Raw genomic sequence first — 25,527 nt, 5'->3', positions numbered from 1 at the left:
ATAGGAACTTAACGACCTTATTTTTCTGAGCTTCTTGAACAACCTTGTCGAGCGAGCAATGAGGGCTGGTGCAAAATATACGAAAAAATGGCGCAAACGGTTGCTTTTAGTGTTACGTCACAAAAAGAAATCCTCTATAATGCCCTCGCAATAATGAGTCGACATTGGTATTTGTTTATTAATTCATACATAACTATTTGTAATGTAATGAACTTATTCCAATTTCATCTTAATCACTTGTATATAGAGACCTAAGCTCATGAGAATTTTGCGTGGCTCCCCAGCGCTTTCTGAATTTCGCATTCAAAAACTGCTCGAAACGTGTCGTCAACAAGACCTACCAGTTACTGGTATCTATGCTGAGTTTATGCATTTTGCTGCTCTTAATGCTGAGCTCGACAGCGCTGAACAGAGTAAATTGCAACAATTACTCACTTACGGCCCAACGATTCAAGAGCACCAACCGCAAGGTTTACTGTTGCTAGTCACGCCGCGTCCCGGCACCATCTCTCCTTGGTCTTCTAAAGCCAGTGACATTGCTCATAATTGCGGCTTAGGCAAAATTAAGCGCTTAGAGCGTGGCACGGCTTATTATATTGATAGTCAGAGCCCACTGACTGAGGCTCAAAAAAACGAACTAAGTCAATTACTTCATGATCGGATGATGGAAGTGGTATTCAGTGATTTAGAGTCGGCGAGCGCCTTGTTTACTGTCGCCGAACCTGCACCATTGTTACCGGTTGATATCCTCACCGGCGGCCGCGCTGCGCTTGAACAAGCAAACGTTTCCCTTGGTTTGGCATTAGCCGACGATGAAATTGACTACTTAGTCGAGAGTTTTACTCGTTTAGGTCGTAACCCTAATGACATTGAATTAATGATGTTTGCGCAAGCTAACTCTGAGCATTGTCGCCATAAAATCTTTAATGCCGATTGGACGATTGATGGCGTAGAGCAGAAAAAATCGCTGTTTAAGATGATCAAAAATACCTTTGAAGTCACCCCCGATCACGTCCTTTCTGCTTATAAAGATAACGCTGCCGTTATGACCGGTTCTAAAGTCGGCCGTTTCTTCCCGGATCCCGATTCTCGTCAATACACTTATCATCATGAAGATGCCCATATCTTAATGAAGGTAGAAACGCATAACCACCCAACGGCTATTTCACCATGGCCTGGTGCGGCAACGGGTTCGGGCGGTGAGATCCGTGATGAAGGCGCAACCGGTATCGGTGGTAAACCGAAGGCTGGATTAGTCGGTTTCAGCGTGTCTAACCTACGTATTCCTGGGTTTGTTCAACCGTGGGAAAGTGATTTTGGTAAGCCAAGCCGGATTGTCACCGCGTTAGACATTATGCTCGAAGGTCCACTAGGCGGCGCGGCGTTTAATAATGAGTTTGGTCGTCCTAACTTATTGGGTTATTTCCGAACCTATGAAGAGCAAGTGATCTCTCATGCGGGAGAAGAGGTGCGCGGCTATCATAAACCGATTATGATCGCTGGTGGGATGGGCAATATTCGCGCAGATCATGTGCAGAAAAAAGTGATCCCTGTTGGTGCGCAGTTAATTGTGCTGGGTGGCCCAGCGATGAATATTGGACTTGGTGGTGGTGCGGCATCGTCGATGGCATCGGGTCAATCAGCAGAAGATTTGGATTTTGCTTCTGTACAACGTGAAAATCCGGAAATGGAACGTCGCTGCCAAGAGGTTATCGACCGCTGTTGGCAAATGGGTGACGCTAACCCGATTGCCTTTATTCATGATGTTGGGGCGGGGGGTATTTCTAATGCCCTTCCTGAGTTAGTCAATGATGGTGATCGCGGCGGTAAATTCCAACTCCGTGATGTGCCCAACGATGAACCGGGCATGAGTCCACTAGAAATCTGGTGTAATGAATCTCAAGAACGTTATGTGCTAGCGGTTGCTCCAGAAAACATGCCAGTGTTTGAAGCGATTTGTAAACGTGAACGCGCCCCTTATGCGGTGGTTGGCGAAGCGACTCAAGAGCGCCATTTAACCCTTGAAGATAGCCATTTCGATAATACGCCGATTGATATGCCGATGGATATTTTGCTGGGTAAGCCACCGAAAATGCATCGTCAAGCCACTACGCAACAAGTACAAAGTCCGGCGTTAGACCGCTCTAATATTGAGATGAATGACGCTATTGATCGCGTCCTACGCTTGCCAGCCGTGGCCGAAAAAACCTTCTTAATTACCATTGGTGACCGCTCGGTAACTGGATTAGTGGCACGTGATCAGATGGTTGGGCCTTGGCAGGTGCCAGTAGCGAACTGTGCGGTAACCGCGGCCAGTTACGATACTTATCATGGCGAAGCGATGTCCATGGGCGAGCGTACGCCAGTTGCGTTGCTCGATTTTGCTGCTTCAGCACGCTTGGCGGTTGGTGAAGCGATCACCAACATTGCCGCCACGCATATTGGTGATATTAAACATATCAAGCTGTCTGCCAACTGGATGTCACCAGCAGGACACCCTGGGGAAGATGCTGGGCTTTATGCCGCAGTGAAAGCAGTTGGTGAAGAGCTTTGTCCGGCATTAGGGTTAACCATTCCCGTCGGTAAAGACTCCATGTCAATGAAAACCCAATGGCAAGATGATCAAGGGCAATCTCAATCGGTGACGTCACCATTATCACTGGTGATTACCGCTTTTGCTCGGGTGGAAGATGTGCGCAAAACCATCACTCCTCAGTTGAGAACCGATAAAGGTGAAACAAGCTTAGTTCTGATTGATTTGGGTAATGGTAAAAATCGCCTTGGTGCAACAGCGCTGGCTCAAGTTTATAAACAATTAGGCGATAAGCCAGCAGATGTTGATAATGCTGCGCAGTTAAAAGGTTTTTATAACGCGGTTCAAACGCTGGTCGCCCAGCAACAAGTGCTCGCTTATCACGATAAGGGCGATGGTGGTTTACTGGTTACGTTAGCAGAAATGGCCTTTGCTGGGCATTGTGGGATTGACGCTAATATTGCGCCATTGGGCGATGACCACTTAGCGATTCTGTTCAATGAAGAGCTTGGCGCTGTATTGCAGGTGCGCAACGAGGCGCTGACTTCAGTACTGGCTACCTTAGCGAATCATGGATTACAAGCCTGTTGCCATGTGATTGGTACGGTAACGGACTCGGATACGTTACGTATTACTTCAAATCAGCAAGTTGTGGTTGAACGTAACCGCACCCAGCTACGCACTATTTGGGCAGAAATGACCCATAAAATGCAGGCATTGCGTGATAACCCACGCTGCGCTGATCAAGAGTTTGCGGCTAAGCAAGATAACCTTGATCCGGGCTTGAATGCTCAGTTAACGTTTGATGTCCAGCAGGATATTGCCGCGCCGTATATTGCTAAGGGAAGCAAACCCAATATGGCTATCTTGCGTGAGCAAGGGGTCAACTCACACGTGGAAATGGCTGCTGCCTTCGATCGCGCTGGCTTTAATGCCGTCGATATTCACATGAGTGATATTTTAACGGGGCAAGTCGCTCTTGATGAGTACCATGGTTTGGTCGCTTGTGGCGGTTTCTCTTACGGAGATGTGCTCGGTGCTGGTGAGGGATGGGCGAAATCGGTCTTATTTAACCCCCAAGCTCGTGAGCAATTTGAGCGCTTTTTCCAACGCCAAGATACCTTTTCATTAGGGGTATGTAACGGTTGTCAAATGCTGTCTAATTTGAAAAGCTTGATTCCGGGCGCTGAGTTATGGCCACGGTTTGTGCGCAATGAATCTGAGCGTTTTGAAGCGCGCTTTAGTTTGGTGGAAATTCAACCGTCGCCGTCACTGTTTTTTAATCAGATGGCTGGTTCACGGATGCCGATTGCCGTTTCTCACGGTGAAGGCCGAGTGGAAGTGCGTGATAGCCGTCATTTAGACGCGATAGAGCAATCTGGTACGGTGGCGCTGCGTTTTGTGGATAACCATGGTCAAGCGACTCAACAATACCCGAACAACCCGAATGGCTCGCCAAATGCGATTACTGGCTTAACGACCCAAGATGGCCGAGTGACGATCATGATGCCGCATCCTGAGCGAGTATTCCGTACGGTTGCTAACTCATGGCATCCTGATCATTGGGGAGAAAATGGTCCTTGGATGCGTATGTTCCAAAATGCGCGTAAAAACCTCGGTTAAGTTTACTCTTTAACGGAGCGATGCTCGTGCTCTAATACCCCATCAAGCCGCGGTTCGTCTGCGGCTTGATGCTATCGGTTGAGCGTAAAATTTTGCAAAAAAAGCGGAAAAATAGTGAAATTTGTGCTCTAATGCCGCGCTTACCAAGGGATGGTGTTCAACATATTCAGCGGCTAAGCCAGTCGGCTCTAAGCGCGATTAACGTTGATGAGTAATCCCTTCTTCTTCCCTTAGGAAAATGAAAATGTCAGACAGTAAAAAATTCACGATTAAAGTGACCGAAAAGAATAATGGTTGGGCGGCAGAAATTGTTCGTCAAGTTACCTCCCGTCGCACCGTCGTTTCAAAGCGCGAAATGGGTTTTGAGAGCGAAGCACAGGCACAAGCTTGGGCTGAAAAAGAGTTGATTGGTTTTATTGAAAGCCAAGCTAAGCGTAATGAGCGCAAAGCCGTTGCAAGAAAAGAAAAACAAGAGAAACAAGAGAAACAAGACTAACGCGTTTCGTTTCGTCGACTTGTTGGATGATAAAAAACCCACGTCAATTTGTGGGTTTTTTACATTTATGGCCCATACCATCTTGTCTATCAAGTCGAGCTATGCGTATTAGCGAAACTGACCAACCTCAGGTAAAAACTCAAACCCCGCATTGGCCAAGCGTGCTTCTAATGCCTGACGATCGATAGCAAAATGATCACTCAACTTATCAAGGTCACCAGCAAACTCATCGCGCAGCTTCATATTAACGATACTCATCAGCATGATGGGATCCATATTCGCAAAATTGTCGAGCATCATGCTTAGTCCTCAAAATCAGAAATGAGCAAATTGGCAGCAGCGAAAGCGGCTTTTTCTTGAGTGTCTTTAGGCAGAGTCGGATCGGCAGCAATATCATTTAAGGTTTTTACTGCGCAGGAGATAGCTTTAGGGATATAGCCTTGATCGCCACTGCCAATTTGTGCGTACAGCTCGCGGACTAAATCACAACAATCGTAAACTCGCATCTGGGTTTCCTATTGATAGATGATAACGGCTCGCAATGATACACAGGGTATGTTCAGAAAACAAAATCATTCTCTCGTTTCCGACTTGAAGCGATAAGGGCTCTATACATTAATGGTGAATAGATAGTCTTGGAACCCACATGGGATAGAACTGATTTTTGCCGTTTTTAAGGTGGAGCTTTTAAGCAGCATCGATAAAAAAGGCTGCCATTCAGCAGCCTTCATTGAGAATGAGTGATGGATGATCATCCACTCACATCGTTTAGTTATCGCCCAATTGCTCGTGAATAAAGCTCACCATATTGGCCATGGGGACGGCAGACTTTTCACCACTGCGACGATGTTTGTACTCAAAGTTGCCTTCATCCATGCTGCGATCACCGATAATGATCGTATGCGGAATACCGATCAGTTCCATATCCGAGAACATCACGCCTGGGCGCTCTTTACGATCGTCAAACAAGACTTCAATACCGGCTGCGGTTAATTCCGCATAGAGTGTTTCCGCCGCTTGTTGAACTCGCTCAGATTTGTGCATGTTCATTGGTACAATCGCGACTTGGAAAGGGGCGAGTGCATCTGGCCAGATAATGCCGTACTTGTCATGGTTTTGCTCGATGGCTGAGGCCACAACACGAGAAACACCAATCCCATAACAACCCATTTCTAAAATAGTGTGTTTACCATTGGAATCGAGTACGCCACAGTTCATCTTTTCCGAGTAGTTAGTCCCTAACTGGAAGATATGACCCACTTCGATACCGCGTTTCAGCATCAAGGTTCCTTTACCGCATGGGCTTGGGTCGCCTTCAACGACGTTACGCAGATCTTCCACTTTTGCTAGCTCAACATCACGGCCCCAGTTAATACCGAAGTAGTGTTTGCCGTCAATATTGGCACCCGCGCCAAAGTCACTCATCACCGCTACAGTGCGATCAACGATAAATGGTAGCTGAAGGCCGACTGGCCCAAGAGAACCAGGACCTGCACCAATCAGCGCGCGAATTTCTTCTTCGCTGGCCATTTCTAATGGAGCGGCAACTTCAGCGAGTTTCTCTGCTTTGATTTCATTGAGTTCATGATCACCGCGGATGATCAGTGCCACGATAGGGGCATCGATCTCATCAGAGGCTTTGACAAACAGGGTTTTAACGGTTTTCTCGATCGGTAGACCGTGCTGCTCAACCAATTCAGCAATGGTTTTTGCGTTTGGTGTATCAACCAGCGTCATTTCTTGGGTTGGAGCTTGGCGCTCGATTGCTGGCGCTACCGCTTCCGCTTTTTCAATGTTGGCTGCGTAATCTGACTCAGTAGAGAAAGCAATAATGTCCTCACCACTTTCAGCCAGCACGTGGAATTCATGCGAACCGTTACCACCAATTGCACCGGTATCGGCTAATACGGGACGGTAATCAAGCCCCATACGATCGAAGGCTTTACAGTAAGCGTCGTGCATCGCTTGGTACGATTTTTCTAGACCGTCTTTGTCGATATCGAAGCTGTAAGCATCCATCATAGAAAATTCACGGGCACGCATCACACCAAAACGAGGGCGGCGTTCATCACGGAATTTGGTTTGAATTTGGTACAGGTTCAACGGCAATTGCTTGTAAGAGCTGACCTCGTTACGAACGAGGCTGGTTATTACTTCTTCAGCCGTTGGGCTAAGAACAAACGGACGAGTATGGCGGTCAGTAAAGCGAAGTAGTTCCGGGCCCATTTTTTCTGAGCGGCCGGTCTCTTCCCACAGTTCAAACGGCTGGACAACGGGCATCAAGGTTTCAATCGCACCGGCGTTATCGATCTCTTGACGAACGATGTTTTCGACTTTACGCAGTACACGTAGACCAGTAGGTAGCCAAGTATAAAGACCTGAAGCCAGCTTACGGATCATACCTGCACGTAACATGAGCTGGTGGCTCACGACTTCAGCGTCGTTTGGAGTCTCCTTCAGAGTAGAAAGAAGATATTGACTGGTACGCATTCTATGGTATCCGTTTCATCATGATTGAAAAGCCCCTCATCATTATGAGGGCGTAAAATTAAGCCTTGTATAATATCAGCCAATCGGCTTTGTCAAAAGCGTTCAATGCTCGTTACTGTCACTAACTTATCGCTAACGGTAAATTTCACATTCAAATTGAACAAATTGACCGCATATTCCTTATTGTCAAGTTGGTTTTTCTTGTAGGCGGGACGTGGATCTTGCGCTAAAACCTGCTCAATCACTTGTTGTTCATAGTGATGCCCCGTAAGTCTATTGAGCTGTGTTTGTGCTTGAGGGGAGAAAACCACAGGCAACCGCTCTGGTTCATGGTCAGCATAGCCTCCTGTCGCTTGAGGAATTGCATCGGAGTATGGAATATAAGGCTTAATATCAATCACCGGCGTGTGATTGACCAAATCAACACTGCCTAACTCAAGAAACAATTGCTCACCTTGTTTGGTTATCCCTTTTAGTTCAACGGCAGACATACCGATGCCATTTGGGCGAAAGGTTGAGCGGGAAGCAAAGACCCCAACCCGTTCATTGCCACCAAGGCGAGGTGGTCTTACTGTTGGTTTCCAGCCTGCGGCTAAGTTTTTATCGAACAAAAACAGTAGCCAGAGATGAGAAAATTGTTCAATGCCACGCACGGCTTCAGGAGTATTAGCCGTCCCGAGGAGTTTTAAACGTGCGGTTGCGGCGGGCACTAAGCGAGGTTGACGAGGGACGGCAAATTTTTCTTGATAGGGACTTTCAATAATACCAATAGGATCAATTGTATACATAACCTAACGCTGAATAATAAGAATGAGACATGCCAACATAGCACATTTTTTACTTGCATTTTCAGTTGATAATGATTATTAATTGATATGTTATAATGTATCAATTTTCGGAGGGTCTATGAAAGCAGGAATTCATCCTGAATATCGACCAGTGGTGTTTCATGATACCAGTGTTGATAAATATTTTATGATTGGTTCGACATTAAAAACCGATCGCACCATCGAGTGGCAAGATGGAAAAACTTACCCTTATTTTACGGTCGAAGTCTCAGCAGAATCGCACCCTTACTACACGGGTAAGCAGCGTGTGATTCAAAAAGAGGGACGTGTGGCTAACTTTAATCGTCGCTTTGCCCAATTTACCAAGGAATAAACCATGAAAGTCTTAAGTTCATTAAAAAGCGCAAAATTACGTCATCCAGATTGCCAAATTGTCAAAAGACGGGGACGTTTGTACGTGATTTGTAAAACCAATCCGCGCTTTAAAGCCGTGCAGCGTTAAAAAATTGGATTGGGCCATGAGTAGCTAGGGAGTGTTGCTTAGATTCGATCACAAAACACGTAACACAGTAATGACTCATCAGATGATTGATTTACCGATTAATCATCTGATTTTTTGTTTAAAAGTGGTTAAAAATAAGACTTATTTTTACATTTAGTAACATCTTCAATTTTTACTTATTCGTTTCCTCAAGTAACCTGCGCTCGCTTTTGACATTTCTGTCACATATGCATAGGAATAATAACAAGGAGGGAACAGATGAGTTCATCTGCTTCGATTAATCAACCAGCACCGAAAAAACCGCGCTTTACGCGATTTTTAGATGCTGTGGAATATTTAGGGAATTTATTACCTCATCCCATCACACTGTTTGCCATTTTTTGCGTGGCAATTTTAGTCGCCTCAGGTATTGCTGGTTATTTTGAAGTGTCGGTTGTCGATCCTCGACCTGAAGGTGCAAGAGGTCGTGCTGCCGATGGTATGATCCATGTGGTCAGCTTACTGAATGGCGATGGTTTACAGCGCATTGTGACCAATCTCGTCACTAACTTTACCGGTTTTGCTCCTTTGGGCACGGTGTTAGTTGCCATGCTAGGTGTCTCTATTGCTGAGCATTCTGGCCTGCTGTCTGCTGCGATCCGTGGCATGGTCATGGGCGCTTCAAAACGCATGGTTACGTTTACGGTTATTTTTGCCGGTATCATGTCTAACACGGCGGGTGAACTGGGTTATGTGGTGCTTATTCCACTTGCCGCCATGCTGTTCCATTCATTGGGGCGTCATCCTTTAGCAGGCTTAGCGGCTGCGTTTGCTGGTGTTTCTGGTGGTTATTCTGCCAACCTACTCATTGGTACGGTCGATCCGCTGCTTTCTGGGATTACGGAAACGGCGGCGCGAATTTTGGACCCAGAATACATCGTAGGCCCAGAAGTAAACTGGTACTTTATGGCGGTTTCCACCTTCTTTATTGCAATTGCTGGTGCTTGGGTAACGGAAAAAATTGTTGAGCCTAAACTCGGTAAGTATGATGTGGCTGAAGCGGGCGATGATTTATCACAAGATAAAATGGGCTTTTTGACCGATGTGGAAAAGAAAGGCTTAAAATACGCTGGATTCGCCACCGTCGTTGTCTGCGGACTGTTGGCTTGGACGATTGTGCCGGAAAATGGCGTATTACGTCACCCTGAAACCGGGCTGGTTGCTGGTTCGCCGTTCTTACGCAGTATCGTTGCTTTCATCTTTGTGTTCTTTGCTGTTCCTGGCTTTGTATACGGTAAAGTCGTAGGCACGATGAAAAATGACCGTGATGTGATTGATGCAATGGCAAAATCCATGTCCTCAATGGGCATGTATATTGTGTTGGTATTTTTTGCCGCTCAGTTTGTGGCATTTTTTAGCTGGACTAACTTTGGTCAAGTGTTTGCTGTCGGTGGTGCTTCCTTTTTGCAAACCATTGGTTTGACTGGACCAATGCTGTTTTTTGCTTTTATTCTGATGTGTGGATTTATTAACCTGATGATCGGTTCAGCTTCAGCACAATGGGCAGTCACGGCACCTATTTTTGTACCGATGTTGATGCTTGTTGGCTATGCACCGGAGACCATTCAAGCGGCGTACCGTATTGGTGACTCTGTGACCAATATCATTACCCCCATGATGAGTTATTTTGGTTTGATATTAGCGATTGCGAGTCGGTACATTAAAAATCTAGGCATTGGTACGCTGATTGCGGTCATGATCCCTTATACGATTGTCTTTACATTAGGTTGGAGTGTACTGTTCTTTGTATGGGTATTTGTGCTGGGAATGCCTGTCGGGCCGGGCGCTGCAACCTATTATATTCCTTAATCTTTTCTCTTTAACGAAAGAGTAAAAACAGGCTTAACGCCGCTGCGATGATGAAAATGGCAGCGGCGTTTTTTGATCGTAAACAGGGCGATCTCGACATGACCAAGATTATCTGACAACGTTTAGCGTCGGCGAGTCAACCAGCGATCGAGATGGTTGGCGAATTCACGTCGCTCGGTTTGGGATAATGCATTTGGGCCACCCGTTTGAATGCCACTTGAGCGCATAGTATCGAGAAAGTCTCGTATGTTCAGCCGAGCTTTAATGGTTTCAGAGGTAAACAGCTCTCCTCGTGAACTCAGTGCTAATGCACCTTTCGTGATCACTTCGTCGGCTAATGGGATGTCTGAGGTGATAACTAAATCTCCCTTTTCGACTCGCTTAACAATTTCATTGTCGGCAATATCAAACCCAGCAGGAACTTGCAATGCAATGATATTACTGCGTTTAGGGAGTGGGATTTGATGGTTAGCAACAAACGTACATTCTACTCCCGTACGTTCAGCGGCTCTGATCAGGGTTTCTCTGATCACCTTCGGACACGCGTCGGCATCGACCCAAATTTTCATCTTGATTCCTTCTGATTGGTCAGTTCGGCGGCTAACTGTTCGACTCTAGTACTGAGCATCGCGAGTTGCTGTTCAAGTTGGGTAATACGTTGTTGATCCGTCAGTGGAGTAACGCTATTGACCTCAACCTTTGGGACTCGTTGGGCTTGTTTCCAACTTGTTATTGCTGCAATAAGGACGGGGATTGGCAGCGAGGTGCTAAGGCGAGATTTCACCAGAGCCACCGTTGGCGCTTTTCCCTGTTGTTGTAATTGCGTGAAAATAGCCTGTAATTCATGCGATAGATCTTTACTGAGCATATTCTGTCCTTGTGTCATGGATAGTGCCTATCTTACCCATAAATGATGGCTTCGTGTTGAGTTTTCTCTTCTCTCAGTCTTTGTTCTTTTGGTAGCAAAAGAGGGCGTTGCGTGTAAGAGATCGCTTACCTGTGATGTGCGAGAAAAGCGCTACGTTATTGAAGTCTTAAGATATGAAAATTCTAATAGATTGTTTTATAAGTGATTAAATTTAATGTTGAACTATTTGAGTGATATAAAACTTGAACTTGGGATTGAATCGTGGCCAGAAGTGAGTAGATTAGTAGCTGTCGCAGCGGAAGTGACAAGGAATAGGAATGACACAAGGAGTGTTGCTTCAAGGATGAGACGGTGAATCGGAACATCGCCGCAAGGATTAGGACTCATTAAGGATATGACCATTGACATGAGGTTGATGGGCAAGGAAAGCAGGACCCTATGGAATAGGTCGGGATCCCTTCAGGATGAGGGTAGGACACCGCTCAAGGAACAAGTGAAGGAAACTAATCAGGATCGGTTAGTGTCATGGATGAATAGGACACCGCCAAGGTGGCGATGCATAGGATAAGGTCACTGGATTGTACCGCTACTATTAGGGACGATGCAGGGAGCACGAACAAGTAGCTGGATTGCTATAAGTAAGACTTAAGCCCCGATACCATGTGTGTCGGGGCTTTTCTTAGTTCGGATAGGGCAGTGAAAACATGATGTTGCTGCCGGTAATGTCGAACGGTTTGAGTATAATGATAATTATAATAATGTGATGTTGAGCAAATGACATCAAGATCAATACGTCATCGTTGGGATTGGTTTACTTTCGCCTACTTCTTCAAGAAAACTCCGCAGTGGCTTAGCGCTGTTTATACCGTGAGACGGTGAAGTGGCAAGGTTGTCGTGATACCAGCGCTATCATTATGATGGCTGCGGAGTACGACGATTTGTTTCTTTACTCGTTTTAGGTATTGAGATAATTGATATTGTTGAGAACAAGGATGGCCCGTGACGATAGTAACACGTAGAACGTTAATAGTGCCTTATACCGAGACGTTTGAATCTGATTTTTTGATGCTTAATTGCTGTGCTAAAAATCGTGCCCAAATGAATGGCCCGAAAACGGTGGCGGCCGCGAGACAGCAATTTCAACGCATTTTACATGACCCTCACTTACATGCGATGGCCGTGCTGGATAATTATAATCGTGAATACATGGGGCATTTGTACGTTGAAGTCGACGAGCAGAGCGCTGAGTTGGGCTTTGTGTTCGATAAAAGTTACTGGGGACAAGGGATCGCTAATGAGGCATTGCAGGCTTTTTTTCCTAAAATTTGTCAACGATTACACCTTGAGAAGGTGATGGCTAGGGTTAACGCTCAGCATGCGGCGGCTCAATCTATTTTGGATAAATTAGGTTTTATTTCGATAAGAACGGAAGACGACATTTTTGGCGTGTTTTATGAGTATCAATGGCAACGCCAAACCGAGTTATCCTCATTTGCCAGTTACTCTCTCTGAGCAGTAACGGCGTTAAGTTTAAAGCATTCGGTGCGGCGGCAGATGAAAGCCCGAGGGGGTAAAGCCGACCATCATCAGTTGTCCTTGATAGCAATCATCACCGAGCGCAGAGAATTCAAAATAATAGACCGTATGCCAACGCCAGCGATGAGCTGGCGTTTTCCATTTATGCTGTCCAAAAGAGACACTGAGTAGCTGTAAATCTAACGCTGCGCATTTACGTGCTATACACTGTTTGGCTATTTCTGATTGACGACGCTGCTGCCAAAATAGATAACAGACTAAGCTCAGTAGAATGATGCCAATAAGGTTATCAATCATTCGCTTTCCTTTATGGCGATGAAGGTTTGGTGGCACGCTGTAAATTGACCAGCGCTTGAGTGAGTTCTGATGAAGGGCTGCTATGGAGTAGCGGTAATAGCACGACTCGCAGCTCTGGTAGCATGACTAAATCAGCAAAAATTTGATTAAATAGCGTTTGATCACCACTTTGTGCTAAGCGTAGTAAAAATCGTTGAGCGCGCCCGGGATCCTTGAGCGCTGACCAACAACGACCGGCGATAGCAATCAGCACTTCTGGGTGACAAAAAGAACAGTCATCCAACACTTGATCAATCCATTGAGCTAGCTGCTCTGGCGTCCCTCCAGAGAGTGCTCGGATCAACGCTGCCAATAAAAATAGGTCACATTCAGGTTGCGTGATGCAAGCTCGTAATTTCTCATCGAGAGCCTGTGCTAGGTCATTGGGTAATGAGCTGTGTTCAAGTGAGCCGAGCAGAGCATAAAGGACAGGCGAAGGTAAATGAGCGAGTGCGTTGATGATTAACCGACCATTGTTGCTATCATTAAGACGCGCGCAGATATCGCTAATGCCTTGTAGACCAACAGTTTGCCAGTTATCCCATCCTAAATCACCTGTTAAGTAATGTTGAGCATGTTCATAGTATTGACTACTAGATAATGAAAGCTGCTGGCGAATTTGGCTATGAATGACCGCCATTTTTTCTTCGCTTGGTTTAAAGGTATAAGGATTATTAGCAAGCTTTTGTTGTTGAGCTTCGGTTAATTCGCCAGTGAGCCGCGAGCCCATTGCTTCAAGAACGTAACTAAGAAATTGGCCTATTTCTGCTTGAGCCAATAACCCGCGTTCATCAAGAGTAAATTTTACAAACCATATCCACGGTTGTTGGTTCTGATGCCAATAAACAATGGCGAGATGAGCTTGACGCTGCAACGGGTAAGGATACGGTTGTCTTGCTTGTTCAACATGGTGAAATTGTTGTGCATCGACGGGTTGGATGCGCCGTCCCAGATCAAAAATCTGATAGTGTACTTCACTCTGTTTAAGTAAATCGGTGAGGGTATGAATCGGCTGCATAAGGGATTATTTGTTCCTAACTTTCTTTGTTTAATAAATGGTATCATTTGGCGCAAATTCAAGGCCCAACAAATAAACATTGATGATCTATCCAACACGTTTACCGATTTTACTGCAACAACTAACCACAGAGCTCAAAGCGGCGGCTTTATGGCAAGAACATTGCCCAACGGAGGATAAGCTCCTCAGTCGAGAGCCGTTTGCTATTGATACATTACATCCACACGAATGGCTACAATGGATTTTTTTACCTCGAATGTGGCAATTACTCGACACGAAACAACCTTTGCCTAAAGGTTTTTTGTTAACGCCTTATTTTGTTGAAGCGTGGAAAGATCAATCTGGCTACCAGCCATTGATTGAAGTGTTAATTGAGATAGATAGAGTGGCACAATAATGTTAGAGATCATTTATCAAGACCCGTATCTGGTCGCGGTCAATAAGCCTGCGGGTATGCTTGTTCATCGCTCTTGGTTGGATAAGCATGAAACTCAATTTGTGATGCAAACCTTACGCGATCAAATTGGTCAACATGTTTTCCCTTTGCACCGCTTAGATAGACCGACATCTGGCGTACTCGTGTTTGCGTTATCCAGTGAAGTTGCTTCAATACTGATGCCAATGTTTGCTAGTCAACAAATGGAAAAAACTTACCATGCCGTGGTGCGAGGCTGGATTGAGCAAGCCGGTGTTTTGGATTATCCACTTAAACAAGAGCTGGATAAAATCGCCGATAAATTTGCTCAGCAAGATAAAGAGCCGCAATCGGCGATCACCGCTTATCAGCCGTTAGCCAACGTTGAAGTGCCTTTTTCTACCGGCAAGTTTGCCACCACCCGCTACAGTTTGATGGAATTGAAACCGAAGACCGGCCGTAAACATCAATTACGGCGCCATATGGCTCATTTACGTCATCCGATTGTTGGTGATACCACCCATGGTGATGGTAAACATAATCGCTTGTACCGTGAGCAGTATCAAGTGCAGCGTTTGATGCTTCACGCTAGCCAATTAAGCTTTATTCATCCTTATACAGAGCAAATGGTCACCTTAAACGCAGGGTTTGATGACGATTGGCAACGCTTGTTTAGCGCTTTTTCATGGCCAGACCCACAACAAAAAAGCCTTCTCGATTGAGAAGGCTTTCCTTTTCTCTTTGATTACTTGGCTAAGTAATCACGAATCGCAGCTTCAATGCCTGCGCCATCTAAACCTAATTCAGCATGCATCTCTTCTTGCGTCCCTTGAGCAATAAATTGATCCGGCAAGCCAAGATTTAAGGTCGGTTTGAGGAGTTTTTGCGCCATCAAATACTCAACCACAGCCGCGCCAGCACCGCCAGCAATAACATTTTCTTCTAACGTGACCAGTACGTCATGGCTATTGGCTAACTCAGTGATCAATGCTTCATCCAGCGGTTTCACAAAGCGCATATCCGCGACGGTGGCATTAAGCGCTTCGGCGGCTTGTAAGGCATTAGGTAATAAGGTGCCAAAACTGAGGATCGCCACTTTTTCACCTTGACGGATCAGGCGACCTTTGCCAATTGTCAGTGGGGTGAAATCGGTTTCAATCTGCACGCCCATGCCGGTACCACGAGGGTAGCGCACGGCACTTGGACCTTGATGCTGATGACCGGTATAGAGCATTTGCCGACATTCATTTTCATCTGCCGGAGCCATGATCAATAAATTGGGAATACAGCGTAAGAAGCTTAAATCAAATGCCCCTTGATGAGTTTGACCATCGGCACCCACTAATCCCGCGCGGTCAATGGCAAACATCACTGGTAGATTCATAATTGCCACATCGTGGATCAATTGGTCATAACCGCGCTGTAAAAAGGTTGAGTAAATCGCCACAATCGGGTGATAACCGCTGATTGCCATTCCTGTTGCGAGAGTGACGGCATGTTGCTCAGCAATCGCGACATCAAAATACTGACTAGGGTACTCTTTGGAGAAACGCACCATCCCCGAACCTTCACGCATTGCAGGGGTGATGGCCATTAATTTAGGATCTTGCGCGGCCATATCACATAAAAAATCACCAAAGATTTTTGAGTAAGTAGGCTTACTTTCAGCACTCTTCGGTAGGCTGGTATGGCTTAAATCAAATTTGGGTACGCCATGATAACCGATAGGATCTTTCTCTGCGGGCGCGTAGCCTTTGCCTTTTTTGGTCATGACATGCAAAAACTGCGGACCTTTGAGTTCACGCATGTTTTTGATGGTTTTAATCAGTTCTAAGACATCATGGCCGTCAATCGGACCGATATAATTAAAGCCGAATTCTTCAAATAGCGTCCCCGGTACGACCATACCTTTTAAATGCTCTTCGGTACGACGTACCAGCTCTTTAATCGGTGGAATGCCCGATAAAACTTTTTTGCCGCCTTCACGTATCGAAGTGTATAAACTGCCAGACAGTAATTGCGCCAAATGGTTATTGAGTGCGCCGACATTTTCTGAAATCGACATTTCATTATCATTTAAGATAACCAGCATATCGCTGTCGACATCGCCTGCGTGGTTCATGGCTTCAAATGCCATTCCCGCGGTGATGGCACCATCACCAATCACACTGACGACTTTACGTCCTTTGGCTTCTTTCGCGGCGCAAATAGCGACGCCGAGCGCAGCACTGATTGAGGTTGATGAGTGGCCAACAGAGAGGGTGTCATATTCGCTCTCTTCTCGCCAAGGAAAAGGATGCAGTCCATCTTTTTGACGAATGGTCGACATCTGCTCGCGGCGGCCAGTGAGGATTTTGTGAGGGTAAGCTTGATGGCCGACATCCCAAATCAGTTTATCAAAAGGGGTTTGGTAGACGTAATGCAAAGCGACGGTTAGTTCTACCGTGCCTAATCCAGAGGCCAAGTGACCGCTAGAGCGACTGACGGAATTCAGTAAATAGGTACGTAACTCATCACAAAGCTTAGGTAGCATTTCTTTGGGCATGCTACGCAGTTCGTCAGGGGTATTTGCTAGGGCCAGTGTTGGATATTTCGAAATATCAAGAGTCATAGTTATGCGCGCTTATCGTGTTAGTTTTTGCGCTCGATGACGTATCGGGCGAACTCTTCGAGATGCTCAGTATTATACGGAATCGCTTGTAATGCTTCGAGCGCTTCTGCAAGCAGAACTTGAGCTTTATTCATGGCACCTTCTAAGCCCAGTAGGGCTGGATAAGTGCTTTTATGCAGTTGTTGGTCTGAACCTTGCGGTTTACCTAATGTTTCAGTATCGCTGATGATGTCTAAAATATCATCTTGTACTTGAAAGGCGAGGCCTACCGCTGCCGCATAGCGATCCAGTTGCGGTAAAATAGCCAAGCCCTTTTGGCCTGCAGCCATGGCACCCATTCGGATGGCACAACGCATCAGTGCGCCCGTTTTATTGTGATGAATGGTTTCTAATTCATCTAACGTTATACGGCGATTTTCCGCGGCCAGATCTAACGCTTGGCCTAAACACATTCCCTGAGCGCCAGACGCTTCGGCTAAAGCTTGAACCATTTTGATCCGATTCGTTTCACCATGAGTGGAGAGTTGACCTTCCGCCAAAATAGTAAACGCGAGAGTTTGCAGAGCATCCCCGGTTAAAATCGCCGTTGCTTCATCAAATTTAATATGACAGGTTGGTTTTCCACGACGTAAGTCGTCGTCGTCCATGGCGGGCAAATCATCATGAATCAATGAATAAGCGTGGACACACTCGACAGCGCAAGCTGGAGTATCGAGATCAGTCAGTTGGCAGCCGAGCATTTGTCCGGTGATGTAGACCAAGTAAGGGCGAGCTCGTTTACCACCAAGCAATAAACCGTAACGCATAGCTTCAATCAAAGGAAGATGCGGATAAGGTAAACGATGTAACCACTCGTCTAGTTGCTGATTATTTCTCTGTTGAAAAGAGGAAAGCGCCTCGATCATAGGATATGTATTACTCTCTGGTTATTCGGGAACAGCGGTGAATTCAGCTAACGGTGCATCGTCCGAGTTATCAAGAAGAATGCGCACTCGTTGTTCTGCTTCATCGAGTTTGGCTTGCCCGCTGCGAGCTAAGGCGATACCCCGTTCAAATTTTTTTAATGCTTCATCGAGTGCAATATCGCCGCTTTCTAATTGTTCAACTAAGTTATCTAGCTCTTCGATTGTCGCTTCGAAGGACATATTCTCCGGTTTTTTGCTCGCCATAATCATTTTGCCTCAAAAAAGATGCACGAAAGTTACCTTAGGGCGTACAGATGGTCAAATTTAACCAAGCAAATTTGTTATAAATAAGGCGCTTTTTTATCAGACCGCTAAGCTTATCTAAAAATAGTCAAACATAACCATTAATTTTAGGAGGGCGATGATGGTCAAGACTTCAGGGGAACGTGTTGCTGCTGTAGCGTTGTTTGACTCAGTGATAAGGTCACTTATGCTGTGCTAATAATCTGAAGTTTATTGAAAGCAAAATGTTTTTTTGCGATAACGAGTCAAAGAGCGGCACTTGGGGATAGTGGGTTTTGCGTATAAACTTAACCATAATATAAGTTAAAGATTTTGCTCTTGTGCCGATAAGAAGAGTAATCTCAATAATGCAGATGACAAGCATGAGGAGCGCTTCGTGGATTTAGCAACGCTAGTAGGCCTAATTGGTGGTCTGGCTTTCGTTTTGATGGCAATGGTCGTTGGTGGTAGCCTTGTGATGTTTGTCGATGTCACATCGGTTCTGATCGTCGTCGGTGGTTCAACCTTCGTTGTGTTAGTCAAATTTACCATGGGGCAGTTTTTTGGTGCGGCCAAAATTGCCGCTAAAGCGTTTATGTTTAAAGCGGAAGAGCCTGAAGACTTAATTGCCAAAATCGTTGAGATGGCCGATGCAGCGCGTAAAGGTGGTTTCTTAGCGTTAGAAGAGATGGAAATCTCTAATTCATTTATGCAAAAAGGCATCGATTTATTGGTTGATGGGCACGATGCTGATGTCGTTCGCACCGCATTACAAAAAGACATCGTTTTAACCGATGAGCGCCATGAATTAGGGACGGGTGTTTTTCGTGCCTTTGGTGATGTAGCCCCTGCGATGGGGATGATCGGTACGTTGATAGGCTTAGTGGCCATGTTATCAAATATGGATGACCCGAAAGCTATCGGCCCAGCAATGGCGGTGGCGTTATTGACGACGTTGTATGGGGCGATCATGGCAAACATGATCTTCTTCCCGATTGCCGATAAATTGGCGTTACGCCGAGGACAAGAAACCTTAAATCGTCGTTTAATTATGGATGGTGTCTTAGCGATTCAAGATGGACAAAACCCGCGAGTGATCGATGGCTATTTGAAAAATTATCTTAATGAAGGTAAGCGAGTACTTGATGTCGATAATGAATAGCGGGGGGCCATCATGGAGGATCTAAAACGCAAATGCCCACCGCCGGGCCTGCCTGCCTATATGGGAACCTTTGCCGATTTGATGGCATTGTTGATGTGCTTTTTTGTACTGCTGCTGTCTTTTTCAGAGATGGACGTTCTTAAATTCAAACAGATCGCGGGTTCGATGAAGTTTGCGTTTGGGGTACAAAACCGTTTAGAAGTCAAAGATATACCTAAAGGGACCAGTGTGATTGCTCAAGAGTTTCGTCCAGGTCGTCCTGAGCCGACTCCTATTGACGTGATCATGCAGCAAACAATTGATATTACTCAGCAAACGTTAGAATTTCATGAAGGTGATTCTGATAGAGCCGGCGGTAATCAGCGCGATGATGGTCAGCTAACGGGCGGAGAATCTCCTGAAACCTCGACTGAAGATAGTCAAGATAATGAAGACGCTGAGCAGGAGCAAGAGCAATCTGAAGCCCTCTCTGAAGAGATGGAAATTGTTTTAGAGAACATCAAAAAAGCCTTAGATCGAGAAATTGAGCAAGGGGCTGTTGAGGTGGAAAACTTAGGCCAGCAAATTCTGATCCGTATTCGTGAGCGGGGGGCTTTTCCTGAAGGTTCCGCCTTTTTACAACCTCAATTTCGACCCTTGGTTCGGCAGATTGCCGAATTAGTCAAAGACGTTCCCGGTATTGTTCAGGTGACTGGGCATACTGATAATCAACGATTAGATTCTGAGCTTTATCGCTCAAATTGGGATCTTTCAGCGCAGCGAGCAGTGTCGGTTGCGCAAGAAATGGAAAGAGTGACCGGTTTTGACCACCGACGTTTAGAAGTCAGAGGATTGGCTGATACCGCGCCGGTTGGCCCGAACGATACCGAAGCGCAACGCTCTCGTAATCGACGAGTCGAGATCGGTATCATGCAAGGAAAACCGCTGTTAAGTGAGGAGATCCCTTCACTACAATAGCATCAATCGTTGTTCTAGGTTCTCGATCCCAGAACCTAGAACCCAAATCTCCCCACTTATCATGCCATTCGCTTTTAAGCGAAGAGTCGTCATAAACCTTGCCTTTTATGATGATTTTCCTAATTGAGTAGATCGTGTATAATCCTGCCCCTTTGCTGATCTCTATCCTGAGCGTCACTGCTTAGCATGAAGCTCAATGCTTGTTTTGAACCTAATTTGCGAATAGCCCCATGAAATTTATTGTTAAACCCCATCCAGAAATTTTTGTTAAAAGTGAATCAGTACGTAAGCGTTTTACCAAGATTCTTGAATCGAATATTCGCAATATTATTAAAAAGCGGACCACTGGCGTTGCGGTTTTTAACCGCCGCGATCATATTGAAGTCAGTGCCAATAGCGATCAGTTTTTTCAACAAACATTAGAGATTTTAACCACCACGCCAGGTATTCAACAGATACTACAAGTCAAGCAATCGACGTTTACCGATATGCATGACATTTATCTGCAAGTGTTAGAAAACAGTCGTGAACTGATTGAAAATAAAACCTTTGCTGTACGTGCCAAACGTCGTGGTAAGCATGATTTTTCATCGCTTGAATTAGAGCGTTATATTGGTGGTGGACTGAATCAAGCGGTTGCTTCAGCAAAAGTGAAATTAACTCGTCCTGATATTATTGTTCATATTGAAGTGGCGGATGAATTACTCAATCAGGTGATTGCTCGTTACAAAGGGTTAGGTGGTTTTCCACTCGGCACACAAGAGGACGTACTCAGCCTTATTTCAGGAGGTTACGATTCTGGCGTATCGAGTTATTTACACATTAAACGCGGTTCTAAAGTCCATTATTGCTTTTTCAATCTGGGCGGGCCTGCGCATGAAATCGGTGTTAAGCAAGTCGCGCACTATTTATGGAACAAGTACGGCTCGTCAGCCAAGGTACGCTTTATCTCTGTTGATTTTGAGCCGGTTGTTGCTGAGATTTTAGAGAAAATTGACGATGGTCAGATGGGCGTAGTGCTCAAACGTATGTTTATGCGGGTTGCTGGCCGTATTGCAGAGAAGTTTGGTATTCAGGCGTTGGTGACTGGCGAGGCGATTGGCCAAGTCTCCAGTCAGACCTTGACCAATTTGCGTCATATTGATGGTGTGACCGATCGTCTTATTCTTCGTCCACTGATCAACTGGGATAAAGGCGATATCATGGATCTTGCCCGTGATATTGGCACAGAAGATTTCGCGAAAACCATGCCAGAATATTGTGGTGTGATTTCTAAAAACCCAACCGTAAAAGCGGTAAAAGCTCTATTAGAAGAACAAGAAGCGAAATTCGATTTTACTATCTTAGATAAAGTGATTTATGACGCTCGTTTGATGGATATTCGTGATATCGAAAAAGAGAGTCAGCAGCAAGCGCCGGAAGTGGAACAGGTCGATGCGGTGCAAGAGGACGCTATTGTGCTCGATATTCGTAGCCCAGAAGAGGAAGATGACGCACCATTAGAGCTTGACGGTATTGAAGTGATGACCATTCCATTCTACAAGTTAGCCACCAAGTTCGGCGATCTTGATCAGTCCAAAACCTATTTGCTTTATTGTCAACGAGGCGTGATGAGTCGTTTACAAGCCTTATACTTAAAAGAGCAAGGTTTTGACAATGTTAAAGTCTACCGTCCTTAGTTAACTTTAATCCGTTGTTAAACTACGTTTTGCCCAGTTGATGCTGCTGGGCTTTTTATTATAGCCAAACAAGTTGGAGTCAACACTGCGGCGGCTTCAAGTAGGAAGTGGGTGGCGAATAGATAAAAAAACACCGCCAAAAGGCGGTGCTAAATATTTGACAGACAGGTCAAAAAATAAATACAGGAAGTATTTGTTTTGTTACAGGGGATAACTGTACAAAACAGGGTGGTAGAAACTACCGAACTCGAAAAACGAGTTTGCAAACACAACATCGCAACAGCAAACCAATTGATTCAAAAAGAATCAAGCCGTTCAGGCTTGCGTTACGGGGTGCAATATAGATTTTCTCTGGCTGGTTAGCAACGGACAATTTATAATGTTTCACATAAAAAAAACTAATCGGTTTTAGAGTGTCCCTATGTCCAGAAGATTACCACCGCTCAATTCATTAAAAGTCTTTGAAGCGGCTGCACGTCATTTAAGTTTTACCCGAGCGGCGGAAGAGTTATTTGTGACTCAAGCGGCGGTTAGCCACCAAATCAAGGCGTTAGAAGAATTCCTTGGCCTTAAGCTATTTCGTCGCCGTAATCGTTCTTTACTACTAACGGAAGAAGGGCAAGGCTATTTTCTCGATATTAAGGATATTTTTAGTGCGTTGGCGGAAGCTACTGACAAATTACTTGAGCGAAGTGAAAAAGGCGCATTGACCATCAGTCTGCCGCCCAGTTTTGCTATTCAGTGGTTGGTGCCTCGCCTGGCGGATTTTAATCATCAACAACCTGACATTGATGTGCGTATCAAAGCGGTGGATATGGAAGAAGGATCACTCACCGATGATGTCGATGTAGCGATTTACTATGGTCGAGGTAATTGGCCTGGCCTGCGGGCGGATAAATTGTACCAAGAGTTTTTGATCCCGCTTTGCTCACCTGCGCTGTTAGTCGGTCCGAAGCCTTTAGTCACCTTAAGTGATTTAGCACGACATACATTATTGCATGATACGTCACGCAAGGATTGGAAGCAGTTTGCTAAAGAAAATGGTTTAGATTCGCTGAATGTTAATCAAGGGCCTATTTTTAGTCATTCAACTATGGTGTTGCAGGCTGCCGCTCATGGACAAGGCGTCGCGTTAGGCAATAACGTGTTAGCACAACCGGAATTAGATGCTGGACGCTTGGTGGCCCCATTTGATGAAGTGTTGATGACCAAAAATGCGTTTTATGTTGTTTGTCATGAGAAGCAAGCGGACATGGGACGAATTGCGACTTTTCGAGATTGGATGTTGAAAAAAGCGCGTAAAGAACAAGAGGTAATATTAGATGACGCAAGCCATAACCCCTTATGAATCAGTGATTATCGATGAGCCGAGCTGCGATGAATCATCTGCTTTAGCGGCGACATTTATTTTTGCCCATGGGGCAGGAGCGGATAAAACCCATCCATTTATGCAGACGATTGCCAAGGGTTTGGCCGCTAAAGGGATTCGCGTGGTGCGTTTTGATTTTCCTTATATGGTTAAACGTCAGCAAGATGGCAAACGTCGTCCACCCGATCGCGCGCCTAAGTTACTCGAAGCTTACACAAAAGTGATTGAACAGTTCGCAAATCAACCACTGGTGATTGGTGGTAAATCCATGGGGGGCCGCATAGCATCACATCTGACAGAACACCCACAAGTACAAGCGGTCGCTTGTCTTGGCTTTCCATTCCATCCACCGGGCAAGCCGGAACGATACAAAGGGGAGCATTTAGCCTCACTGAGCAAGCCATGCCTGATCTTACAAGGGCAGCGTGATACTTTCGGCTCACAGGCGGAAGTCGAACAGTTTCCACTGAGTCGTTCGGTTTCAGTGCAGTATCTTCCGGATGGCGATCATAGTTTTGCACCAAGAAAATCATCGGGTTACCGCTTAGAAGATAACCTTGCTTGGGCAATTGAATCTTTGGCGCAGTTTATTGGTGAGGTTTATGATGAAAAGTAGTCAATCACTGACACTGATTGTGGGTGGGCTCGTCTGTGGTATCTCGGTCTCTTTAGGGGCGTTTGCCGCTCATGGTTTAAAAGCTCAACTGACGGAATATGCCTTAACGATTTTTCAAACCGCTGCTCATTATCAATTTATGCATGGTCTGGCGATCATTGCTTGCGGTTTAGCTCTTGGTTTACCGTTAATGGAAAAGTCGCGAAATTATTTTGGTCGTGCGGCGATTTGCTTTATCATCGGCATCTTTTGTTTCAGCGGTAGTCTTTACCTATTAGCGTTGACCGGAGTGTCGTGGATCGGCTTCGTAACGCCTATTGGTGGACTGCTGTTTTTATTAGGCTGGTGCATGTTCGTTCTAGCCGCGATTAATATCAAAGAGGTAAGAGTGTGAAACAAGTCATGCTGTACTGTCGTGCGGGCTTTGAAAAAGAGTGCGCCGGTGAAATTCAGGATAAAGCGACAAAGCTTGAAGTGTATGGTTTTCCTCGCCTTAAAAATAATACCGGTTATGTACTGTTTGAGTGTTATCAAGCGGAAGATGCCGACAAACTCATTAAAAACATTGATTTTCAAACGCTTATTTTTGCTCGACAAATGTTTGCAGTGACCGCTGAGTTTACTGAGTTACCGAAAGATGACCGAATCTCACCGATTTTGAGTTATTTTAAACAGGAACAAGCATTTCCACAGTGTGGTGATTTACGTATTGAAACGCCAGACACTAATGAAGCAAAAGAACTGCTTAAGTTTTGTCGTAAATTTACCGTGCCGCTGCGTCAAGCGCTGCGTAGCCATGGAGTACTATTGGCTAAAGAGAGTACTAAAAAACCGGTGTTGCATGTTTGTTTTACCGCTCCTGGACACTGTTATTTAGGCTATTCGTATAGCCATAATAACTCGCCATTTTTTATGGGGATTCCTCGTTTAAAATTCCCAGCAGATGCGCCAAGCCGCTCGACCTTAAAATTAGAAGAAGCCTTTCATGTCTTTATCCCTCGTGCGGAATGGGATACGCGTTTGGCATCCAGTATGTGGGCGGTGGATCTCGGTGCTTGCCCTGGTGGCTGGACTTATCAATTAGTTAAGCGTTCGATGTTTGTTCATGCCGTGGATAATGGCATGATGGCGCAAAGCTTAATGGACACCGGTCAGGTTAAACATCATATGGAAGATGGTTTTAAGTTTGAACCGCCGCGTAAGAACGTTACTTGGATTGTCTGCGATATGATTGAGAAGCCAGCGCGCGTTGCTCAGTTGATGGGGGAGTGGATCATCAGTGGTTGGGCTAAAGAGGCGATCTTTAATCTCAAATTACCGATGAAGGGGCGTTATGATGAGGTGTTACAAGATATTGAGAATCTGAAAGATTTTCTGAAACAGAATAAAGTTAAGTTTCGTTTACAAGCTAAGCATCTCTATCATGATCGAGAAGAGATCACCGTTCATGTCCAATCTTTATCGTCGATTTCTCCTTATTAAAGCGGAGTGAT

General features: G+C 45.4%; 26 protein-coding genes. 15 read left to right on the top strand and 11 right to left on the bottom strand.

The features are described from left to right. The first annotated feature begins 259 nt into the window (after positions 1–259). Entirely contained in the window at positions 260–4,156 is a 3,897-nt protein-coding gene (gene purL, locus FKQ60_RS03940; protein WP_170905334.1) for a phosphoribosylformylglycinamidine synthase, read from the top strand. A gap of 244 nt (positions 4,157–4,400) precedes the next feature. Continuing rightward, positions 4,401–4,652 (top strand): DUF3622 domain-containing protein, encoded by a 252-nt coding sequence (locus tag FKQ60_RS03935; protein ID WP_158144151.1) that lies wholly within the window; start codon positions 4,401–4,403, stop codon positions 4,650–4,652. 108 nt (positions 4,653–4,760) lie between these two features. On the opposite strand, the gene FKQ60_RS03930 is transcribed toward FKQ60_RS03935, so the two are convergent. The 4 genes from FKQ60_RS03930 to tsaA all read right to left on the bottom strand — a co-directional run bounded on the left by FKQ60_RS03930 (position 4,761) and on the right by tsaA (position 7,930). Continuing rightward, complete coding sequence (locus FKQ60_RS03930; protein WP_040904594.1) at positions 4,761–4,952, bottom strand: DUF4250 domain-containing protein; 192 nt, start codon at positions 4,950–4,952, stop codon at positions 4,761–4,763. Positions 4,953–4,954: 2 nt separating this feature from the next. After that, complete coding sequence (locus FKQ60_RS03925; protein WP_004395765.1) at positions 4,955–5,158, bottom strand: YaeP family protein; 204 nt, start codon at positions 5,156–5,158, stop codon at positions 4,955–4,957. A 262-nt stretch (positions 5,159–5,420) separates the two neighbouring features. After that, a complete protein-coding gene (locus tag FKQ60_RS03920) occupies positions 5,421–7,142 on the bottom strand; it encodes a proline--tRNA ligase (protein WP_170906041.1) in 1,722 nt (573 codons plus the stop codon). 92 nt (positions 7,143–7,234) lie between these two features. Next, entirely contained in the window at positions 7,235–7,930 is a 696-nt protein-coding gene (tsaA, locus tag FKQ60_RS03915) for a tRNA (N6-threonylcarbamoyladenosine(37)-N6)-methyltransferase TrmO (RefSeq protein ID WP_004395763.1), read from the bottom strand. A 118-nt stretch (positions 7,931–8,048) separates the two neighbouring features. Between tsaA and FKQ60_RS03910 the strand changes: the two genes are divergently transcribed. The 3 genes from FKQ60_RS03910 (at position 8,049) to FKQ60_RS03900 (ending at position 10,280) form a co-directional block, all read left to right on the top strand. Further along, on the top strand, positions 8,049–8,303 hold the full coding sequence (locus FKQ60_RS03910; RefSeq protein WP_040904590.1) for a type B 50S ribosomal protein L31: 255 nt from the start codon (positions 8,049–8,051) through the stop codon (positions 8,301–8,303). Between the two features lie 3 nt (positions 8,304–8,306). Beyond that, positions 8,307–8,432, top strand: a complete 126-nt coding sequence (gene ykgO / locus FKQ60_RS03905) for a type B 50S ribosomal protein L36 (RefSeq protein ID WP_040904587.1) — start codon at positions 8,307–8,309, stop codon at positions 8,430–8,432. Positions 8,433–8,690: 258 nt separating this feature from the next. Beyond that, positions 8,691–10,280 carry an AbgT family transporter gene (locus tag FKQ60_RS03900; RefSeq protein WP_040904584.1) on the top strand — a complete coding sequence of 530 codons (1,590 nt, stop codon included), beginning with the start codon at positions 8,691–8,693 and terminating at the stop codon, positions 10,278–10,280. Positions 10,281–10,402: 122 nt separating this feature from the next. Here the strand turns inward: FKQ60_RS03900 and FKQ60_RS03895 are convergent, their stop codons facing one another. Both FKQ60_RS03895 and FKQ60_RS03890 read right to left on the bottom strand, forming a co-directional pair. Then, the gene (locus tag FKQ60_RS03895; RefSeq protein WP_004395760.1) at positions 10,403–10,849 is read right to left on the bottom strand and encodes a YaiI/YqxD family protein; all 447 of its coding nucleotides are present in this window, start codon (positions 10,847–10,849) and stop codon (positions 10,403–10,405) included. Then, positions 10,846–11,148, bottom strand: a complete 303-nt coding sequence (locus tag FKQ60_RS03890; RefSeq protein ID WP_040904582.1) for a hypothetical protein — start codon at positions 11,146–11,148, stop codon at positions 10,846–10,848. The genes FKQ60_RS03895 and FKQ60_RS03890 overlap by 4 nt, the downstream gene beginning before the upstream one ends. 999 nt (positions 11,149–12,147) lie before the next feature. On the opposite strand from FKQ60_RS03890, the gene FKQ60_RS03885 reads away from it, so the two are divergent. Next, positions 12,148–12,660 (top strand): GNAT family N-acetyltransferase, encoded by a 513-nt coding sequence (locus FKQ60_RS03885; RefSeq protein ID WP_040904580.1) that lies wholly within the window; start codon positions 12,148–12,150, stop codon positions 12,658–12,660. Positions 12,661–12,678: 18 nt separating this feature from the next. On the opposite strand, the gene FKQ60_RS03880 is transcribed toward FKQ60_RS03885, so the two are convergent. Continuing rightward, positions 12,679–12,981: a DUF3301 domain-containing protein gene (locus tag FKQ60_RS03880; RefSeq protein WP_040904577.1), complete on the bottom strand. Its 303-nt coding sequence runs from the start codon at positions 12,979–12,981 to the stop codon at positions 12,679–12,681. A 10-nt stretch (positions 12,982–12,991) separates the two neighbouring features. Then, positions 12,992–14,038, bottom strand: a complete 1,047-nt coding sequence (locus FKQ60_RS03875) for a DUF3549 family protein (RefSeq protein WP_004395758.1) — start codon at positions 14,036–14,038, stop codon at positions 12,992–12,994. Positions 14,039–14,120: 82 nt separating this feature from the next. Between FKQ60_RS03875 and FKQ60_RS03870 the strand changes: the two genes are divergently transcribed. Together FKQ60_RS03870 and truC are read left to right on the top strand one after the other, a co-directional pair. Continuing rightward, positions 14,121–14,435, top strand: coding sequence for a YqcC family protein (locus FKQ60_RS03870; protein ID WP_072668682.1), 315 nt, complete (start codon positions 14,121–14,123; stop codon positions 14,433–14,435). Continuing rightward, entirely contained in the window at positions 14,435–15,175 is a 741-nt protein-coding gene (gene truC / locus FKQ60_RS03865) for a tRNA pseudouridine(65) synthase TruC (RefSeq protein WP_004395756.1), read from the top strand. Before FKQ60_RS03870 ends, truC begins: the two co-directional genes overlap by 1 nt. Positions 15,176–15,198: 23 nt before the next feature. Here the strand turns inward: truC and dxs are convergent, their stop codons facing one another. From dxs to xseB, 3 genes are read right to left on the bottom strand one after another with little or no spacing between them, the layout of a single operon-like run. Further along, the gene (dxs, locus tag FKQ60_RS03860) at positions 15,199–17,064 is read right to left on the bottom strand and encodes a 1-deoxy-D-xylulose-5-phosphate synthase (protein WP_115152704.1); all 1,866 of its coding nucleotides are present in this window, start codon (positions 17,062–17,064) and stop codon (positions 15,199–15,201) included. A 20-nt stretch (positions 17,065–17,084) separates the two neighbouring features. Next, a complete protein-coding gene (gene ispA / locus FKQ60_RS03855) occupies positions 17,085–17,969 on the bottom strand; it encodes a (2E,6E)-farnesyl diphosphate synthase (protein ID WP_040904572.1) in 885 nt (294 codons plus the stop codon). Positions 17,970–17,990: 21 nt separating this feature from the next. Then, entirely contained in the window at positions 17,991–18,233 is a 243-nt protein-coding gene (gene xseB / locus FKQ60_RS03850) for an exodeoxyribonuclease VII small subunit (RefSeq protein ID WP_004395753.1), read from the bottom strand. A gap of 415 nt (positions 18,234–18,648) precedes the next feature. Here xseB and pomA point away from each other — a divergent pair, with 415 nt between their 5' ends. From pomA to rlmM, 7 genes are all read left to right on the top strand, one after another. After that, positions 18,649–19,413 carry a flagellar motor protein PomA gene (pomA, locus tag FKQ60_RS03845; RefSeq protein ID WP_004395752.1) on the top strand — a complete coding sequence of 255 codons (765 nt, stop codon included), beginning with the start codon at positions 18,649–18,651 and terminating at the stop codon, positions 19,411–19,413. Positions 19,414–19,425: 12 nt separating this feature from the next. After that, on the top strand, positions 19,426–20,370 hold the full coding sequence (locus FKQ60_RS03840) for a flagellar motor protein MotB (protein ID WP_004395751.1): 945 nt from the start codon (positions 19,426–19,428) through the stop codon (positions 20,368–20,370). Between the two features lie 230 nt (positions 20,371–20,600). Further along, complete coding sequence (gene thiI / locus FKQ60_RS03835; RefSeq protein WP_004395750.1) at positions 20,601–22,049, top strand: tRNA uracil 4-sulfurtransferase ThiI; 1,449 nt, start codon at positions 20,601–20,603, stop codon at positions 22,047–22,049. Positions 22,050–22,470: 421 nt separating this feature from the next. Beyond that, positions 22,471–23,397 (top strand): transcriptional regulator GcvA, encoded by a 927-nt coding sequence (locus FKQ60_RS03830; RefSeq protein WP_004395749.1) that lies wholly within the window; start codon positions 22,471–22,473, stop codon positions 23,395–23,397. Beyond that, positions 23,372–24,034 carry an alpha/beta fold hydrolase gene (locus FKQ60_RS03825; protein ID WP_004395748.1) on the top strand — a complete coding sequence of 221 codons (663 nt, stop codon included), beginning with the start codon at positions 23,372–23,374 and terminating at the stop codon, positions 24,032–24,034. Before FKQ60_RS03830 ends, FKQ60_RS03825 begins: the two co-directional genes overlap by 26 nt. Beyond that, positions 24,024–24,428: a DUF423 domain-containing protein gene (locus tag FKQ60_RS03820; protein WP_040904888.1), complete on the top strand. Its 405-nt coding sequence runs from the start codon at positions 24,024–24,026 to the stop codon at positions 24,426–24,428. The genes FKQ60_RS03825 and FKQ60_RS03820 overlap by 11 nt, the downstream gene beginning before the upstream one ends. Next, positions 24,425–25,516, top strand: a complete 1,092-nt coding sequence (gene rlmM, locus FKQ60_RS03815; protein ID WP_170906040.1) for a 23S rRNA (cytidine(2498)-2'-O)-methyltransferase RlmM — start codon at positions 24,425–24,427, stop codon at positions 25,514–25,516. Before FKQ60_RS03820 ends, rlmM begins: the two co-directional genes overlap by 4 nt. Positions 25,517–25,527 lie beyond the last annotated feature (11 nt).

It is taken from the genome of Vibrio sp. A11 (assembly GCF_013048705.1).
Taxonomy (GTDB): Bacteria; Pseudomonadota; Gammaproteobacteria; order Enterobacterales; family Vibrionaceae; genus Vibrio; species Vibrio metschnikovii.
Note: the sequence above shows the minus strand (reverse complement) of the source record. Positions and strands in the feature narration are given on the sequence as shown.

Excerpts from the sequence above, each read along its gene's own strand:
- FKQ60_RS03925 (WP_004395765.1), bottom strand. The coding sequence starts at position 5,158 with ATGCGAGTTTACGATTGTTGTGATTTAGTCCGCGAGCTGTACGCACAA.
- FKQ60_RS03920 (WP_170906041.1), bottom strand. The coding sequence starts at position 7,142 with ATGCGTACCAGTCAATATCTTCTTTCTACTCTGAAGGAGACTCCAAAC.
- xseB (WP_004395753.1), bottom strand. The coding sequence starts at position 18,233 with ATGGCGAGCAAAAAACCGGAGAATATGTCCTTCGAAGCGACAATCGAA.
- FKQ60_RS03825 (WP_004395748.1), top strand. The coding sequence starts at position 23,372 with ATGACGCAAGCCATAACCCCTTATGAATCAGTGATTATCGATGAGCCG.
- ykgO (WP_040904587.1), top strand. The coding sequence starts at position 8,307 with ATGAAAGTCTTAAGTTCATTAAAAAGCGCAAAATTACGTCATCCAGAT.
- FKQ60_RS03840 (WP_004395751.1), top strand. The coding sequence starts at position 19,426 with ATGGAGGATCTAAAACGCAAATGCCCACCGCCGGGCCTGCCTGCCTAT.
- FKQ60_RS03870 (WP_072668682.1), top strand. The coding sequence starts at position 14,121 with ATGATCTATCCAACACGTTTACCGATTTTACTGCAACAACTAACCACA.
- dxs (WP_115152704.1), bottom strand. The coding sequence starts at position 17,064 with ATGACTCTTGATATTTCGAAATATCCAACACTGGCCCTAGCAAATACC.
- FKQ60_RS03895 (WP_004395760.1), bottom strand. The coding sequence starts at position 10,849 with ATGAAAATTTGGGTCGATGCCGACGCGTGTCCGAAGGTGATCAGAGAA.
- FKQ60_RS03830 (WP_004395749.1), top strand. The coding sequence starts at position 22,471 with ATGTCCAGAAGATTACCACCGCTCAATTCATTAAAAGTCTTTGAAGCG.
- tsaA (WP_004395763.1), bottom strand. The coding sequence starts at position 7,930 with ATGTATACAATTGATCCTATTGGTATTATTGAAAGTCCCTATCAAGAA.
- FKQ60_RS03880 (WP_040904577.1), bottom strand. The coding sequence starts at position 12,981 with ATGATTGATAACCTTATTGGCATCATTCTACTGAGCTTAGTCTGTTAT.
- FKQ60_RS03875 (WP_004395758.1), bottom strand. The coding sequence starts at position 14,038 with ATGCAGCCGATTCATACCCTCACCGATTTACTTAAACAGAGTGAAGTA.
- truC (WP_004395756.1), top strand. The coding sequence starts at position 14,435 with ATGTTAGAGATCATTTATCAAGACCCGTATCTGGTCGCGGTCAATAAG.
- FKQ60_RS03900 (WP_040904584.1), top strand. The coding sequence starts at position 8,691 with ATGAGTTCATCTGCTTCGATTAATCAACCAGCACCGAAAAAACCGCGC.
- FKQ60_RS03820 (WP_040904888.1), top strand. The coding sequence starts at position 24,024 with ATGAAAAGTAGTCAATCACTGACACTGATTGTGGGTGGGCTCGTCTGT.
- FKQ60_RS03930 (WP_040904594.1), bottom strand. The coding sequence starts at position 4,952 with ATGATGCTCGACAATTTTGCGAATATGGATCCCATCATGCTGATGAGT.
- thiI (WP_004395750.1), top strand. The coding sequence starts at position 20,601 with ATGAAATTTATTGTTAAACCCCATCCAGAAATTTTTGTTAAAAGTGAA.
- ispA (WP_040904572.1), bottom strand. The coding sequence starts at position 17,969 with ATGATCGAGGCGCTTTCCTCTTTTCAACAGAGAAATAATCAGCAACTA.
- FKQ60_RS03890 (WP_040904582.1), bottom strand. The coding sequence starts at position 11,148 with ATGCTCAGTAAAGATCTATCGCATGAATTACAGGCTATTTTCACGCAA.
- purL (WP_170905334.1), top strand. The coding sequence starts at position 260 with ATGAGAATTTTGCGTGGCTCCCCAGCGCTTTCTGAATTTCGCATTCAA.
- FKQ60_RS03935 (WP_158144151.1), top strand. The coding sequence starts at position 4,401 with ATGTCAGACAGTAAAAAATTCACGATTAAAGTGACCGAAAAGAATAAT.
- FKQ60_RS03910 (WP_040904590.1), top strand. The coding sequence starts at position 8,049 with ATGAAAGCAGGAATTCATCCTGAATATCGACCAGTGGTGTTTCATGAT.